The sequence below is a fragment of the Neobacillus sedimentimangrovi genome (assembly GCF_010614825.1).
GTDB classification, from domain to species: Bacteria; Bacillota; Bacilli; order Bacillales; family Cytobacillaceae; genus Neobacillus; species Neobacillus thermocopriae.
In genome coordinates this window covers 1-15801 of record NZ_JAAFZF010000059.1, presented here as the reverse complement: position 1 = coordinate 15801, position 15801 = coordinate 1, and the positions used below count along the sequence as shown (strand labels likewise).

Genomic DNA, 15801 nt, shown 5'->3' with positions numbered 1-15801 from the left:
TGAATGGAAAGCTTATGAATGGGGGAACAGTCGTAAAGGTTATTGGCGAATCTCAAAAAGTCCCATATTACACAGAACCCTTGGAAACTCCTATTGGAGTAACCAAGGGCTTAAAAGTCTACAGAAACGTTATGAATTCTTGCGTCATTTATCTTGATTGAACCGCCGTATACGGAACCGTACGTACGGTGGTGTGAGAGGACGGGGGTTAATCACCCCCTCCTACTCGATTGGAAAAATCCTGTTAACGTGTCTCTGTATTTCGCATACATATAAAATGTAGGATTGACCGTTAGGAGGTAGATGATATGGCAAATAAAAAGAGCCAGGGACCATTACTTTTTATAAATCAGCCATTTTTAAGGCCACCAGCAAATAAAATGCAGGAAGTGTTTAGAAGCAAGCAAGTAAATTTTCCATCTATTAATGAAGATAACAGTAATGAAGAATGGAAGAAGAAACAAGTAGAAAAATCCGAACATTCGGGTGATGTTGAAAATATGAAAACAGCAAACAGTGACTTATCTAATAAAGATACGTCTGCTTTAAAACCTGCGCAAAGATTCCCTACGTTAAATCGAGTAAAGCCTTTCAAGGAGATGAATGTTCATGAAAGGTTGGAATATTTAAAGAATTTCCCGAAGGCACTTCCTCCTGTTCTTTGCGTGTTTTATACGGCAGAACAAAAACATTTGGGTTTTTTAAAAGAATATGAAGAAGACAAGGTAACCATTCAATTTCAAAATAATACAACCCAAACATTCTCTGCGGCAGAAATCTTAAATGTCGTGATGATCGGAATAAGAAGATAACAAAACAAAAAGGCCAGCCGATTAACCGACTGGCTGTTTTGTTTAATCGCAAATATCTAGGAACACATCTGCAATACATTGAATTGCACAGAAGCAGCTTAAATCTACTGTTACACAATCATTTGTTGGCATGAAGGCATTTACTTGACAAACAGCATTTAAGTCAATGCAGCAAGTGTCTGAATTAAATAGCGGTACAGGCTCAAATTGATTGCCGCCTTTGTGATGTTTGCCATGTCCGCCATGACTGCTTTGACCGCCTGTAGACATTACCCCTGGAATTAAAACGCGAAGTGTTGCACAGCAATTGTCAAATACTTCTTCCACTCGGAAAAAGATTGAAACACATCCATCTGCTGGATCTTCCGCAGTGAAGAAAGCATGGAATGGAGTGCCATCTTTTGTTTTTAGAACAAATACGCGTGTATCAACTTTATCTAATGTTGGAGCAAGTGAACCGAGCGGCTCATTAAAACAGCTGGTACATGGTCTGCATTCATTCACAGCATTATCTTGGATATCTTTTATCGCTCGAACGACTTGGCATACGCAATTATCCTTGTCGTGATCATGACGAGATTTCCCACAACCCATTAATATTTTCCTCCTTAATCCTTAATGTATCTTACATTACTAACATATTTTAGTACTACCTTTTGGGTTACGGACAATTGCCTTATTTAACAAAATTAGGCGGAATCATATAAGAAAGGGACCGATGTTAAAATGAATATTACATTTATTAATTTACTAATTCTCTCCTTGGCAAGTTTTAGGCTCACGAGATTGATTGTTTTTGACAAAATTACTGAATTTCTCCGTAAGCCTTTTTTTGATGAAGTTATAGAGGAGAATTCTGGTGAGGTAGAGATTTATTACACGCCAAAACAGAGGGGTTGGAAGCGATTTGTAGGGGAGCTTTTGAGCTGTTATTGGTGTACAGGGATATGGAGTGCTGTCGGAATTGTGGGAATGTATTATCTATCACCTGTCTTTTTTACACCTGTAATCTTAATATTAGCCATTGCAGGAGCTGCGTCTATTTTGGAGACCATTATTCAGTTTTTTTTAGAAAAATAAGATTTTCGCTCAGACAGTTTGTTGAATTTGACATACCTTAATTAGTAGCTATGCAATTAAGGAAAAGGGAGAGGAAAAGGTGAAGAAATATTTTCATGGAGCGGAAGTTATTAAGATGAAAAAGTCTTCAAAGAAAAAAAAGAAAAAGGGATGCGGCTGCGGCCAAAAAAAGCATAGATAAGGATGAAAAGGGGCTGTCCGGAAAGTGGTATTTCAGCCGAAATCTTTATAAAAGCCAAACCCAAGAATGCTGTTAAATCAACATTCTTGGGTTTTTAATTTGGGTTCATTTTTCTCTTAAATGGACTTTTTAGACAGCCCCTTTTTATTTTTTGGAATCAACCAATTAATGACTCATAATTTCTTTGTTTGCCGAAAAAAATAAAAGGTAGAAAAATAAACTTTGCAAAAGGGAAGGAACCATAAAATGCTCAATAACTTTCGTGTGATTATATTTATGTCTTGTATATTTTTACTTACTGCCTGTGGTGTAAATCAACAAACTAAAGATAGCCAGCTGACCCTAATGAAAACAACGAATCCAACTCCATTTGTAACCGACCAACATAAAAGTAACAATCTCGTTAAAAAAATTGAGAAAGACGTCAGCTCCTTTCCGCAAATTTACGATGTTGCTGTAGTAAAAGGAAAAAAAGATATACTGGTCGTTTATAAGGTAAAGCATTTACACCGATTGAAAATGAAAAAAATCGAAAATGACCTTAAAGCGAAGCTAGAAAAGAAATATCCAAAAGAAAACTTTACAGTTTCAAGTGATTATAAAATTTTTCTTGAAACAGTAAGGCTTAATGAGAAGGTGAAATCAAAAGATATTAGCGAAAAAGATGCTGAAAAGCGCTTTAAGGAAATCGTTAAGCTGACAAAAGATATGAAGTAGAAAGGAAGTATACAGATGGCAAGTAAACAAAAAAATATGACACCTGAGCAGCAAAAATATCAGCAGTTACAGCAAAAACATGAAAAACAAAGGCCGGTATTAAAGAATTGTATTAGAGCATTTTTTGTTGGTGGATTGATATGTGTTATTGGTCAAGCCATCAGTTATTTTTATATATATTTTTTTAATTTTACGGAACAAAATGTAGGAAATCCAACGGTTGCGACAATGGTATTTTTATCTATGATTTTAACTGGTTTTGGAGTATATGATCGACTTGGACAGTTTGCTGGGGCTGGGAGTGCAGTACCTGTAACTGGATTCGGGAATGCAGTTATTTCAGCGGCAATTGAACATAGGACGGAAGGGTTTGTTTTAGGAGTAGGCGGGAACATGTTTAAGCTTGCAGGCTCTGTATTGCTCTTTGGAGTGTTCGCTGCTTTTGTAGTTGCCCTTATTCGAACTCTTCTAAGTATGTGGGGGGGATTGTAATTGTTAAAAGGACATCAATCATGGGTCTTTGAAAACCACCCGATGATTACTGCAACAGGAGTGACGGGCGGTCCGTTCGAAGCAAATGGGAAGCTGGCTAAAGATTTCGATCTTTTGTTTGAGGATTTATGGATCGGACAAGATTCATATGAGAAAGCGCATCGGGTGTTGTTCGAAGAGGCAATCAAAATTACTTTAAAGAAGGCGAACATTCAAAAAGAACAAGTACAGTTTCTTTTTGCAGGTGATTTAATTAATCAAATTACTCCTTCAAGTTTTTCAGCAAGAACTATGAAGATTCCATACTTTGGACTATTCGGGGCTTGCTCAACCTCTATGGAAGGCTTGGCACTAGCCTCCTTCGTTGTTAATCATCAGGGGGCAAATTTTGTATTAACTGGAGCATCAAGCCATAATGCAGCAGTGGAAAAGCAGTTTCGCTATCCAACGGAATATGGTAGCCAGAAGCCACCAACTGCTCAATGGACAGTGACAGGTGCGGGCGTTGCACTGGTTCAGAAAAATGATCCCTCACAAAAACATCCTGTTATTACCTCAGCAACGATTGGAAGGGTTATCGATATGGGGTTATCTGATCCATTTAATATGGGAGGGGCAATGGCACCTGCAGCAGCAGATACCATTCAGGCACATTTTCGTGATCTTGGATTAGAACCTTCCTATTATGACCTTATTATTACTGGCGATTTAGGGAGAATAGGTCATGATACTGCTTTTGAGCTCATTAATAAAAGTGGCCTTCAATTGGAACGTAGGCAATTTCAGGATTGCGGCCTTCTTATTTATAAAGAAGATCAGCCTGTACAATCTGGTGCAAGTGGCGCAGGCTGTTCAGCCACTGTATTATATGGACATTTATTAAATGAAATGAAAAAAGGTAAGTATCAAAGAATTTTGGTTGTTGCTACAGGTGCTTTATTGTCGCCACTTACTTTCCAACAAAATGAGACCATACCTTGTATTGCACATGCGGTAGCAATAGAAATGAAAGACTAAAAGGAGAGATGAAGTGTGTTAGCAATGTTTTTCTGGGCTTTTGTAATTGGTGGAAGCATCTGTGTAATTGGCCAGCTATTATTTGATGTGGCAAAGCTTACACCTGGACATACGTTAAGCTTATTAGTTGTAGCAGGAGCAGTGTTAGCTGGGTTCGGATTATATGACCCGCTCGTCAGTTTTGCAGGAGCGGGAGCAACGATTCCGATTACGAGTTTTGGTAATTCGTTGGTAAATGGAGCTCTCCAGGATGCAAGAAATCATGGGTTGATTGGTGTGTTGACTGGAATGTTCCAAGTTACAAGTTCCGGGGTATCGGCAGCTATTATTTTTGGCTTTCTAGGGGCACTTTTGTTCAAACCAAAGGGCTAAATAAGTTTTTTCACTTTACAATTGACGTGCCTATACACTTCTTTTAGTGGTTTCATATGTTATTAATGAGATTACTAAAGAGAGGTGAATGATGCTATGTGGTGCGGCTATGGTGGCTACGGCTACGGTGGTGGTTATGGCAATAGTTTTGTATTAATCGTCGTACTATTCATTCTATTGATTATTGTAGGAGCTAGCTTTTATTAATATTTAGCATGCCTATCAAGAAGGGTTGGCCAAAAATAGGCCAGCCCTTCTTAGCTTTTACTTATCACCATTTTATTGCTCCTTCATACAATAAAGTAGTTTATGAAGGAGTGTGAGAACTAAGAATGGATAATGGTTTCTTTAAAAACATCGAAAATAGAACTGGTGTAAATATGAAGGATATATTTGAACTAGCCAATTCTTTACAAAATGCAAACTTTAAGGATGAAAAAACAGTCCGTGGTGTAATTAGAAAAGTTTCTAGACTTGCCAATAAACCAGTAAGCAAGCAATTAGAAGATCAACTCGTAAAAACAATTATTAAGGATGGCAAAAAGCTCGATTTTAATACCATTTCAAATATGATGAATAAAAGATAAAAATGATGGCCGATTCCCATTGATGGAAATTGGCTCCTTTTTGTTGGAAGTTTCTTTAAGAATATTGTCACACTGTCTGTCAATCTTTCCTTCAATGCTTTGAAAAGTGAATGGTGTGGGAAGATATAAGTGAACTAGAAAAAGACTTGATTTGATCATAAAAACGCTTCTAATTTTGATTATTGTACGTGCCTTATCCTAACAACACTAACAGGTGAGGCAACGGAAAAATCTTAGTTAATAAAAAAGCACTTGCCGTTTTATGTTACGAGCAAGTGCTTTACAATTTAAAGATGCTTGACCATTGTTTTGTGAGGGATTCCAGCATCGAGAAATTCGTCAGAAACAACTTCATATCCTAATCCAGCATAGAATGGAATTGCATGTGTTTGTGCATTGAGTTTTAGTTTTTGAAACCCTTTCTCGCGTGCATAGGATTCAATAGCGTTCATAATAGCCTTTCCAGCCCCGAGTTTTCTGGCTTCTTTTAGCACACAGATACGCTCTACTTTTCCGTAATCATCAACCTGACGGAAACGGCCAGCCCCTATTGGAGAGCCTTCGTGATACATAACAAAATGTGCCGCTTCCTCCTCAAACTGATCGATTTCCTCTTCAACAGGAACATTTTGTTCCTCAACAAAAACCATTTTTCTTATTGAAAAAGCATCTTCAAGTTCTTTTTGATTCTCAACAAGCTTTACCGTCACGTTAAATTATTCCTTTCCTAGGCGAAATGTTTCATAAACCGTCCAAGAGCCATTTTCTAATTGATAAAGAAGATGGAAGCGATCGATCGTTTCCTCAAAATCAATAGTTGTCATTCTCAGTGACCCATAGACATCAGAGTGTTCATCATTGGATAACTTTTGTCCAATTGTAATATGCGGAACAAAAGCATATTCTGAGTTTTGGTCACTAAATTCTTTGTTAATTTCCTTTTGCAAATCAATCAGTTCTTTTGTAGGCTCTACTTTAAAATATATCACATTATTAACTGGAAAAAACGAACTGACTTTCAAGGTTCTGAGTGTGAAGGGGCTTGTATTACTTGCAATTTGCCGCAATTTATCTGCAAATCCTTTTGCTTCTTCCTCTGTTGCTTCAAAAGCATTTTTTAATGTAAGGTGCGGTGGGATTAATGCATAATGCGGATCATAGCGCTTACGAAAGGAATTAGCATAATCTTGAAGCTTTTTGGATGGAAAAACAACAACACCAAATTTCATAGACTTACCTCCTATAAATAAAAGTTCAATTATTTTCCATGGTTAAGACATGAATAGTAGAAACGGTAAATGGCTTTCTAATTATTATAACAAATTTTCTAAATATAATAAATAATAAGATAGTCTTAAGAGAACATCTGTTTTAGTGCGCGTCTTAAATCCGGCTGCCAGTAGGTCCATGTATGATTGCCATTGAATTCTTCATAAAAATATGTAAATGGTTTAGAAGATAGAATTTTGGAAAGCTCACGATTTGGATTCAGAAAATCGCTTATTTTTCCATCAGTCATTTTTACTTCTGTTTCTTGCTGTCCAATCACATGATAGATTTCTAAAATTGGCGTATCTGAAAAACTGGATACTAAATTTAACACTTGGGAATCAACATAAGGAGATTGCATAATTACTTTTCCAAAAGTGTGCGGGTATTGAATCGCAGTCATTAACGAGACTGTAGCCGCAAGGGAATCACCTATTAGCGCCCTGGTTATTCCCATTTGATAGGTTGGGTACTTCTGATCAAGAAATGGAACTAATTCATGGGCTAAAAAACGAATATATTGTTGATTTTGATCTCCATTAGGGTGATATTTTCTTCTTCTGTCTTTAACTGTCTTGTATGGTATCCCAACAATGATTAAATTTTCAATTTCTTTTTTATACAGAAACTCATCTGCTAAACGTCCGATTCTTCCTAGTTGAAAATAGTCTCGCCCGTCTTGTGCTATTAGTAAGGAGTATTTGTATAGTGGTGAAAAGTTTGCTGGCAGGTAAATCAAAAGCTGCATTTCTTCATTAAGCTCTTGGCTAAAAAAAGTAAGTTCATGGATTGTGCCTTTTGGATATTCCATTTTGAAAAATCCCCCTGTAGTTCGTATCGTACATATGAATTTTAACATAATGATGGAGAAATTGCAGAAGTAGATGAAGCATATAGGGGGGTGAGTTAGTGGAGATAATGGTTCATTGAATGGGTTTCGGATATGGGCATGATTGATAAAATATTTTCACGTTTAAATGAGCGGAACTGCTTCCTTAGTAAGCAGTAAGCATAAATGTATTCATCATTTACCTCTTTGATAATAAGTTTGCGCTGAGTGATTTCTTTGTTATTAGCCAGGTAAATCATGTCTAACGGAATTTTTTCTTCCATTGATCGTATGAAGAGTCCATTCATCTGCAATCCTCCTTTCTTATTATTTATATTATAACCAATCATATGTTCTTTATTCGATAAAAAAGAATGGTTATTCGTTTATTTTTAGTAAAAAACATATTGACATTTTTAGAACTGTTATTATAATTAAATTTGTAGTTTGATAAATTGATCTGTTAGCTCAGTTGGGAGAGCGCAACCTTGACAGGGTTGAGGTCGGGGGTTCGAACCCCTCACAGGTCATTTAAGAAAACCCTTGATTTTTCAAGGGTTTTTTATTTTTAGCTTCTGTTAAATCTTAATGTTGATTTTTTATAAAAATTAGAGGAGACCCCATTTATCAAGGGTTTCCTCGTTCTTTATTTAACCTATTTATTGAACGTGTTCTACTCCGTTTTCCACATATGATTCTAAAATAACTTTATTTTTACTTTTGTAATAATAATACGTTTTATCATCATTTTTTAGTTTGATGCTAACCATCCAATTCTTATCTCCTTGTAAATTTGCAATAAATGGTTTGCTGGAAATAATGTCATTCTTTGAAATGTTCTTTTCTGTTGTTAGATACTTAGTTACACTTTGCTCAACACTTGACTTTTTATATTGAATATAGCTAAATCCCATTCCAATGAAAATTAATAAAATTAGTTTTCTTCATTTAAAACCTCCTAAGATAAAAGTTATTTACATTAAATGTTAGTTTAATAAGGATTACGCATTAACTTTTGACAATCTTAAACTATCATATGTATCTGTCATTTCAAACCAGAACAACATCGATTAATCCTTGTTGTATATGATCGAGCATTAACTTTAAGTAAGGCCGATTCGTATCCTTCGCGGACTTGCTTTCATCAACATAAAACTTATAGTCTGTCCAGTCTTGTGATATGCAGTAGGCTTTTAGTTTTTCACGTTGGGCTGAAATAGAAAAATCTTCTCTTACTTGTTCTTCTGTACTTACCCTAATATAAATTCCAACTGTCACAAATTACACCTCGTTGAAACGTATGTTCGGTTTCGAGTGTAAAATTTTTTCTGGTTTTCCCAGGAGTTTTTATAAATAAATTGCAAATAAAGCCGCTAATACGGCCATAATAAAGTAATCGCTGCTATCCATTTTCGTACCGTTTTTAACAAAACATTCAAAGCCCAATTCAATTTTGTCCCATCCACCGTCTTTGTAACAAATTTTTTTCCGATATTGTAATACAAAACCTTAAATAAAGAGAATGCAACTGAACAGAGCAGAAAGAGCAAAATAAACTTACCCAAAAAATAAGCATCATGCTGGTCACTCCCAAATCGTTGAATTCTTCAACTAACACCTCAATTTTACAAAATATGTTTATATTAGAAAAGAAGACGTTTGTAGCATTTTTGGTCAAGAGGAAGAGGACTTACCTCATTTTCATACCGACAACATCCTCAAATTTAATGAGGTTAGTGTCTCCTTTTAAATCCATAACATGGAACAGCTTGCGCAGCTGGTTTATGTAATGGATATGGCCCTCTATGTGAATGATCTCCCCGGTTTCGGGTCCGTTAAGCATTGGCAGCGACTTAAATACAGAAAACTGAACTGGATGATTAAACTCCATTGCTTCACTTATGACCATTTCCATATCTTCGATCTGAGACATGTCAAGAACAGGCCTTTATAATTTGTTCTGGTTGCTTTCTAACTCGCGAAGCAGGCTGACATGCTCCGGCAGCATCATAGCTGTTCATTTGATTGATCCCCGATCTTTCAAGTTGTCATCTTTCATGGTGTACATCTCCTTTGAGATGATTACACAAGAACATTTGTTCTATTTTCAACAAGAAAAATAACCCATCAAAGATAAAGCCCTCTCCTAAGAGAAGGCTTTTTATTTTGGTGGGCGAATTTCAATCAAAATAGAATTTTTATTAAGTTGGATTTTAAGTGTAAGTTTACAAACATTATTGGAGGTTGTGTAATTTGGATTAGCCTCCTTGAGAGCAGCTTCTGAAGTCTCTTCTTAAAAATTTAAAATATCCAGTAATTTATACACTGCGAGAGTCCCTGTACTTGACATATTCATAACTTTTTCATTATCAACAGTGGTGTATACGCGAAGGTCAATACTTGCAAGCTCTTTATCTTTATTATGTATGCTTGATAAGATATAACCTTTATGCTTTTCATCATTATCAGCTTCTTTGGCTAAAATGTGAACATAGCTCCCACCATCAATCTTGAAAAAGTCCTCATCATTTTGAAGGTGGGAAGGGATTTTTTTCTTACTGTCATGATACCATTATCAATTTGTTTATTATATTCATCAATAAATTTATTTAGAGTAAAACCAAAATCGCTCTTTGCTTCGGCGGGTTTCTGTTTTTTCTTCAGCTGTAGCTGTTTGGTTGTCCGTTTTATTTTGTGGTGCACTGCTGTATCCTGCTAACACCAAAAATAAAACCGGCAATATCTTTTTCAATCCCCCTCTTGTTTTAAAACGAACATTTACATTTTAAAACAATAGAGGGAGCGTTTCCAACATGTGTTTGTGTATCTTCTTCGGTTGATGATTATGATACACCAAGCTAAAGAAATTTTTAAAAAGCAGAAAAAAATTGTAACGTTCTTTTGATTAACGCCGTTTAACCTTAGAGCCGTCAATTTTTTAGGGTATATGTAAACTTTACATGTTTATAATTAAATACAAATTTCTAGCAGTGTTCATTGTATGAATGGGGCAGGTTTAAGAATGGTGTATATATATTAAAAAAGGCTACAGACATTTCAGTAGCTTTTTTTAATATGTTTCATAGATAATGATGCCTGTCAGGGATGAATCATAATCTCCTAAAGATTTAACTAGACTAAAAATAATCGAAAGATAAAATTTATATTTTCGTATTGATCAGTCGTTCCATTTCCCTTGACACATTACAGTTTTATAAAAAAGTGACTATTTTCACATCCACTATTATTATGATTAGTTATATTTAGTTATAATTCGTTATAAATAAATTGGAGATGGATAAGGAATGATGAAAAGGAAAAACTCGAATTATTTATTCTATTTGTTTATATTGCTTTTACTAATTATGTCTGGTTGTTCCTCCAATGATAAAGTGAGTGAACCAGAAGAGCAAAAACAACAAGCTGTTGAGGAGGAAGTAGAGTTAACAGTATCTGCAGCGGCAAGTTTACAAAACGCATTAAATGAAATAAAAGAAAAGTACACAAAAGAACATCCAAATGTAAAAATAAATTATAATTTTGGGGCATCAGGAGCCCTTCAACAACAAATCTCTCAAGGTGCTCCTGTGGATCTTTTTCTCTCTGCTGCAGAGGACAAATTTGACCTCTTAGTAGATCAAGGGTTGATTGATAAGAAAAAGTGTATTGATCTTGTTGGAAATGAAATTGTAGTAGTAGTACCAAAAGAAGCTACTCTAGGCATTAAAACATTTAAAGATTTGACTAAAGCGGAGAAGATATCTATTGGTACTCCTAAGTCTGTACCAGCAGGAAAATATGCAAAAGAAACATTAGAAAAATTGGATGTATGGCCTGTTGTAGAAGGAAAAGTCGTCTATGCGAAGGATGTACGTCAAGTTCTAACTTATGTTGAAACAAACAATGTTGATGCAGGGATCGTCTATAAAACGGATGCTTTCATTTCAGATAAGGTAGAGATTGTTGCAACGGCAGATAAGGATTCTCATTCGCCAATTATTTATCCATTAGGGGTAATAAAGAATAGTTCCCATGCAAAAGAAGCTCAACAATTCTATGAGTACCTTCATAGCGAAACATCGATAAACATATTAGAAAAGTATGGATTTAAAAAGTTAAACTAAAAAATGGCTACAGTCTCTTAACTTAAAAAAGAAGTCCTAAAATGAGGAAAATAATATTTTGTCTCATTTTGGGGCATTTTTTTTGATCATTGTTGCGATAAAATATTTAGCTCACACATTGCTTTTTCCAATCATTCTTGAACTTTCCTCGTTAATTACAGATGTGAAAAATCAAACAATTAATGAAACTTTTTCCAATTGGAATCGTATATTGAACTGTATGATTCATTTTGGAATATAGGGGGGTAACTTATGGAAGTACAGACAGAATTAAAGAAAGAGAATCCTAGTTTGATAGGGATGTTTACAAGCCCAGGTGAACAGTTTGAAAGAATTAAAGGCAATCCGAAAATATGGGTGCCTCTATTGATCGTATCCATTCTTTACGGAATTGGTTCCACACTAATGGGATTGTCAATGGATGTTGGAACATTAATTGATCAAGGTGTTCCGGAAGATCAGGCAGAGTTTCTAATTGGTTTTACCAAGATATCCACTGCCATCACTGGCATCTTCATACCTATTATTGGAGTGTTAATTAGCAGTGCTATTTATTTACTAGTGGCAAAGATTGCGGGGGTATCTGTAACTTTTAAACAATTATTTTCAATGAATACGTTTATTATGGTTATCAGCGGATTAGGGCTGGTCTTGAATATGGCAATTATTTATTTGATTAATGGGAATCCTGAAATTTTTATTACTAGTTTAGCAGGTGTATTCAATCAAGAGAAAACAGGATTATTAAGCTCCATTGAAATATTTGGAATATGGTCAACTATTTTAACAGCCATTGGACTTCATAAAACAGCAAATTTTTCAAAAGGACTCGCATGGACAATTGCAATTATTTTCTTTCTTATCGGCTTGGGCTTTGGGCAAATTGGATCAATGTTTAATGGAATAGCGCAGTAATTATCTGATACCGTCCATTTGAATGAATCAAAAATTGCGTGAATGGAAAGGAGAAAAGGGAGGAGGGCACTTCTAATAAATGCAGGGAGTGCCTTGCCTTAAAAAAATGAAAAAGAAAATATGGATTGCTGTTGGAGTTATTAGTTTAATTATTCTCACAGTTTCGGTCAGCGTATATCGGCAGGTATTTGCAAAAGGTCCCTCTGTAAAAACCACCAAAATGATTTATGAAGAAATTTCTGAGAAGTTGATGGTTCCGGGTACCGTAAAACTACAGGAGGAACAAGTTATCTACACCTCGCCAGAAAAGGGAGAGGTAAAGGAATTGTTTGTTCAAGAAGGACAGTCAGTAAAATCAGGAACTGTTCTTGCGAAACTTGAAAATCCTCAGCTTGATTTAGAAATCGAGCAAAATAAATTGGCCATTGAAACGGCGAAATTGAAAATCAGTCAAATGGATAAGCAAATCAAACAACTAAAGGATAAGGAAAAAACACTAATTGAACAGGTAGGTAAGAAAGAAGCGAAAAAACAGCTTGATCCCGAATTTGATCGTTTAGAAATGGAAAAGGAATTGGCTAATCTTGACCTCAAACAAGCGAATCTGCAAAAGGACATGTTAGCAAAGCGCCTAAGTGAATTAGAGATTAAGAGCACGATCGATGGAGTTGTTTTAACTATAAACAAACAAGTTGTAGCATCGGGACATTTAGCAAATAGTGAGCCATTGATACATATTGGAAAAATGGATGGAATGATCGTAACGGGGCTTCTTTCGGAATATGACACATTAAAGGTTCAAGCGGGGCAAAAGGTTCATTTAAGATCTGATGCACTGACAGAACAAGAGTGGCAAGGTGAGATTTCTAACATTGGCATCCTACCAGAAAAAACATCTCAAACGGGGATGACAAACGAAACTCAGGCTGTTCAATATCCAATAACTGTAAAGATTAATGGAGAATTAAAAGATTTGAAGCCTGGTTTTCAGGTCATAATGGAAATTGAAACGGAAAAGAAAACGGCAGCGGTTCTTCCAATAGATGCCATTCATGACGATGGAAATGGTTCATATGTTTTTCTTGTAAAAGATGGAGTAATTCGAAAGCAAAAGGTGAAGACAGGTGTTGCTTCCGGCCAAAAGATTGAAATCCTTGAAGGGGTTACTGCTAAAGACCGTGTAGTAGTGGAGGGGCCTGATAAGATGAAGGATGGGATGGAAGTGACAGTCAAATGATTCAATTACAATCCATCAAGAAGTCCTTTTTGATTGGCAAGGAAAAAATTAATGTATTAAACGACATTAATTTAACCATAGAAGACGGAGAATTCGTTGCGATAATGGGTCCATCCGGTTCAGGAAAGTCTACCTTAATGAACATTATCGGATGTTTGGATAAACCAAGTTCTGGTTATTACTTTCTTGCTGGGGATGATGTTTCCAATTATAACGATAAAGAGCTAGCAAAAGTACGAAATGAATCAATTGGTTTTGTTTTCCAGCAATTTCATCTTCTCCCACGTTTAACGGCTTTGAAAAATGTGGAATTACCGATGATTTATGCAGGAGTATCCAAACAGGATAGGCGAGAGAGAGCGGTGGAGGCACTGGAGAAAGTAGGACTCTCTGATCGAATGGATCATTTACCTAATGCACTTTCTGGTGGACAAAAGCAGCGTGTTGCTATAGCAAGAGCGATAGTAAACAAACCAAAACTGGTTTTGGCAGATGAACCGACAGGGGCACTTGACACGAAAACAAGTATATCCATTATGGAGCAATTTAGGGAACTTAATGAGGAAGGTGTAACAATCGTTGTAGTTACGCACGAGCCTGAGATCGCTGAATTTGCGGACAGAACCATTATGGTCCGAGACGGTATGATTCAGTCTTCGAATTTTGAAAGGAGACTGTAATCATGAGTTTTATGGAAAACCTTATAATGGCATTAAGCTCGTTAAAAGCTCATAAAATGCGAAGTATTTTAACAATGCTTGGAATTATTATCGGAGTCGGTGCCGTAATTGTCGTTGTAGCGATTGGGCAAGGCGGGGAAGCCATGCTGAAATCTCAGATAACAGGCCCGGGAAATACGGTTGAAATTTTTTATCAGCCTTCGGATGAAGAATTGCGAGCCAATCCTAATATATTGCTTCAGGCACCATTTACTCAGAAGGATATCCGTGCACTAGAACAGATCCCCGAAATTAAAAGAGTTGTAGCATCAGGAACGAAAGCGTCAACTGCAAGGATTCAAAAAAAATCGGAGGAAGTTGCAGTAACGGGTATTAATCAAGCATTTCTACAATTGAATGAATTGAATACAGCAAATGGAAGGAATTTCTCCACGGCCGACTTTTTAGGAGCTAGACGGGTTGGTTTAATAAGCGATAAATTAAAAAATGAGTTATTTAAAGAAAAAAATCCCATTGGAAGTATTATTATGGTTGCCAATCAGCCTGTAGAAATTATTGGTGTTCTTGAAAAACCAACCGGTCTTTTTGCGTTTGGGTCAATGGAGATTTACTTGCCATTTCAAACATGGAAAATTATTTTTGGAAGCAGCGATTTTACACAGGTAACTCTTCAAGCCTATTCAGCAGAACAATTACAGACAGCAGGGAAAAAAGCGGCTAACCTTTTGAACAAAATGCATAATACGGAAAATTCCTATCAAGTAATCAATATGGAAGAAATTGCTCAAGGAATTGGCCAAGTTACAAGAATTATGACTTTAATTATTGGAAGTATTGCAGGAATTTCTTTGTTTGTTGGTGGAATTGGTGTAATGAATATTATGCTAGTATCTGTGACAGAGCGGACAAGAGAAATTGGGATTCGGATGGCACTTGGGGCAACAAGAGGGCAAGTGCTAATTCAATTCTTAATTGAGTCAATGACATTAACATTAATTGGTGGAATCATTGGCATATTTTTAGGATGGGGAACAGCTTCATTGATAAGCTTTTTCGCTGGATGGCCGTCTTTGGTTTCCTGGCAAGTGGTTTTGGGCGGAGTCCTGTTTTCAATGGCCATAGGCATCGTGTTTGGGATTTTGCCTGCCAATAAAGCTTCAAAGATGAATCCAATTGATTCCTTACGATATGAATAGAATTATATTTCTCGTTGTTCCAGCAATTAGAAAGGGTTGATTCTTTAATTGAATCAACTCCTTTTTTGATGTGCGCCCGGCATGGGTGTAATCTATAGGGTGAAAGTCCCGATCTGCGAAGGCAGAAGTAGCAGTTAGCTTAACGCAAGGGTGTCCGTGGTGACGCGGAATCTGAAGGAAGCGAGCGGCAAACTTCCGGTCTGAGGAACACGAACTTCATATGAGGCTAGGTATCACTGGGTGAGTTTGCATGACAAAACAAAGCCCTTTCTGCCGAAGGTGATACAGAGTAA

19 protein-coding genes, 1 tRNA gene and 4 pseudogenes are annotated in these 15801 nt (G+C 36.3%); 15 read left to right on the top strand and 9 right to left on the bottom strand.

Features of this window, described 5'->3' with window-relative positions:
• Both GZA11_RS16800 and GZA11_RS14705 read left to right on the top strand, forming a co-directional pair.
• Positions 1-157: pseudogene (locus GZA11_RS16800) on the top strand (group II intron reverse transcriptase/maturase); the annotation flags it as partial.
• Between the two features lie 151 nt (positions 158-308).
• Positions 309-812, top strand: a complete 504-nt coding sequence (locus tag GZA11_RS14705) for a CotO family spore coat protein (protein ID WP_163184276.1) — start codon at positions 309-311, stop codon at positions 810-812.
• 42 nt (positions 813-854) lie between these two features.
• On the opposite strand, the gene GZA11_RS14700 is transcribed toward GZA11_RS14705, so the two are convergent.
• The gene (locus tag GZA11_RS14700) at positions 855-1406 is read right to left on the bottom strand and encodes a CotY/CotZ family spore coat protein (protein ID WP_163184275.1); all 552 of its coding nucleotides are present in this window, start codon (positions 1404-1406) and stop codon (positions 855-857) included.
• A gap of 132 nt (positions 1407-1538) precedes the next feature.
• Here GZA11_RS14700 and GZA11_RS14695 point away from each other — a divergent pair, with 132 nt between their 5' ends.
• The 7 genes from GZA11_RS14695 (at position 1539) to GZA11_RS14665 (ending at position 5258) form a co-directional block, all read left to right on the top strand.
• Positions 1539-1892 (top strand): DUF1360 domain-containing protein, encoded by a 354-nt coding sequence (locus GZA11_RS14695; protein ID WP_163184274.1) that lies wholly within the window; start codon positions 1539-1541, stop codon positions 1890-1892.
• A gap of 457 nt (positions 1893-2349) precedes the next feature.
• Positions 2350-2790, top strand: coding sequence for a YhcN/YlaJ family sporulation lipoprotein (locus GZA11_RS14690; protein WP_235925057.1), 441 nt, complete (start codon positions 2350-2352; stop codon positions 2788-2790).
• A gap of 15 nt (positions 2791-2805) precedes the next feature.
• Positions 2806-3282 (top strand): stage V sporulation protein AC, encoded by a 477-nt coding sequence (gene spoVAC / locus GZA11_RS14685; RefSeq protein ID WP_163184273.1) that lies wholly within the window; start codon positions 2806-2808, stop codon positions 3280-3282.
• The gene (spoVAD, locus tag GZA11_RS14680; RefSeq protein WP_163184272.1) at positions 3283-4299 is read left to right on the top strand and encodes a stage V sporulation protein AD; all 1017 of its coding nucleotides are present in this window, start codon (positions 3283-3285) and stop codon (positions 4297-4299) included.
• 15 nt (positions 4300-4314) lie between these two features.
• Positions 4315-4671 (top strand): stage V sporulation protein AE, encoded by a 357-nt coding sequence (gene spoVAE / locus GZA11_RS14675; protein WP_038540486.1) that lies wholly within the window; start codon positions 4315-4317, stop codon positions 4669-4671.
• Positions 4672-4767: 96 nt separating this feature from the next.
• On the top strand, positions 4768-4878 hold the full coding sequence (locus GZA11_RS14670; protein ID WP_081905147.1) for a YjcZ family sporulation protein: 111 nt from the start codon (positions 4768-4770) through the stop codon (positions 4876-4878).
• Between the two features lie 125 nt (positions 4879-5003).
• Positions 5004-5258, top strand: a complete 255-nt coding sequence (locus tag GZA11_RS14665) for a stage VI sporulation protein F (RefSeq protein ID WP_038540488.1) — start codon at positions 5004-5006, stop codon at positions 5256-5258.
• Between the two features lie 287 nt (positions 5259-5545).
• On the opposite strand, the gene GZA11_RS14660 is transcribed toward GZA11_RS14665, so the two are convergent.
• From GZA11_RS14660 to GZA11_RS14645, 4 genes are all read right to left on the bottom strand, one after another.
• Positions 5546-5968, bottom strand: a complete 423-nt coding sequence (locus GZA11_RS14660) for a GNAT family N-acetyltransferase (RefSeq protein WP_038540491.1) — start codon at positions 5966-5968, stop codon at positions 5546-5548.
• 6 nt (positions 5969-5974) lie between these two features.
• Positions 5975-6487 (bottom strand): YjcG family protein, encoded by a 513-nt coding sequence (locus tag GZA11_RS14655; RefSeq protein WP_163184271.1) that lies wholly within the window; start codon positions 6485-6487, stop codon positions 5975-5977.
• A 125-nt stretch (positions 6488-6612) separates the two neighbouring features.
• A complete protein-coding gene (locus GZA11_RS14650) occupies positions 6613-7338 on the bottom strand; it encodes an alpha/beta hydrolase (protein WP_163184270.1) in 726 nt (241 codons plus the stop codon).
• A 95-nt stretch (positions 7339-7433) separates the two neighbouring features.
• Complete coding sequence (locus tag GZA11_RS14645) at positions 7434-7664, bottom strand: WYL domain-containing protein (protein ID WP_038540501.1); 231 nt, start codon at positions 7662-7664, stop codon at positions 7434-7436.
• A gap of 149 nt (positions 7665-7813) precedes the next feature.
• Between GZA11_RS14645 and GZA11_RS14640 the strand changes: the two genes are divergently transcribed.
• Positions 7814-7886 (top strand) — tRNA-Val (locus GZA11_RS14640).
• A 523-nt stretch (positions 7887-8409) separates the two neighbouring features.
• Here the strand turns inward: GZA11_RS14640 and GZA11_RS14635 are convergent.
• The 4 genes and pseudogenes from GZA11_RS14635 to GZA11_RS14625 form a co-directional block, all read right to left on the bottom strand.
• Positions 8410-8634, bottom strand: a pseudogene (locus GZA11_RS14635) (recombinase family protein); the annotation flags it as partial.
• A gap of 69 nt (positions 8635-8703) precedes the next feature.
• A pseudogene (locus tag GZA11_RS16795) lies at positions 8704-8960 on the bottom strand (hypothetical protein).
• Between the two features lie 86 nt (positions 8961-9046).
• A pseudogene (locus GZA11_RS14630) lies at positions 9047-9292 on the bottom strand (YolD-like family protein); the annotation flags it as partial.
• 669 nt (positions 9293-9961) lie between these two features.
• Entirely contained in the window at positions 9962-10108 is a 147-nt protein-coding gene (locus GZA11_RS14625) for a hypothetical protein (RefSeq protein WP_158332818.1), read from the bottom strand.
• 553 nt (positions 10109-10661) lie between these two features.
• Here GZA11_RS14625 and modA point away from each other — a divergent pair.
• From modA to GZA11_RS14600, 5 genes are all read left to right on the top strand, one after another.
• Positions 10662-11480, top strand: coding sequence for a molybdate ABC transporter substrate-binding protein (gene modA / locus GZA11_RS14620; RefSeq protein WP_268926776.1), 819 nt, complete (start codon positions 10662-10664; stop codon positions 11478-11480).
• A gap of 252 nt (positions 11481-11732) precedes the next feature.
• Entirely contained in the window at positions 11733-12395 is a 663-nt protein-coding gene (locus tag GZA11_RS14615; protein ID WP_163184269.1) for a Yip1 family protein, read from the top strand.
• Between the two features lie 79 nt (positions 12396-12474).
• Positions 12475-13632: an efflux RND transporter periplasmic adaptor subunit gene (locus GZA11_RS14610; RefSeq protein ID WP_231314797.1), complete on the top strand. Its 1158-nt coding sequence runs from the start codon at positions 12475-12477 to the stop codon at positions 13630-13632.
• Positions 13629-14312, top strand: a complete 684-nt coding sequence (locus tag GZA11_RS14605; protein ID WP_038540517.1) for an ABC transporter ATP-binding protein — start codon at positions 13629-13631, stop codon at positions 14310-14312. The genes GZA11_RS14610 and GZA11_RS14605 overlap by 4 nt, the downstream gene beginning before the upstream one ends.
• A 2-nt stretch (positions 14313-14314) precedes the next feature.
• Complete coding sequence (locus GZA11_RS14600) at positions 14315-15508, top strand: ABC transporter permease (protein WP_163184268.1); 1194 nt, start codon at positions 14315-14317, stop codon at positions 15506-15508.
• The last annotated feature ends 293 nt before the right edge of the window (positions 15509-15801 follow it).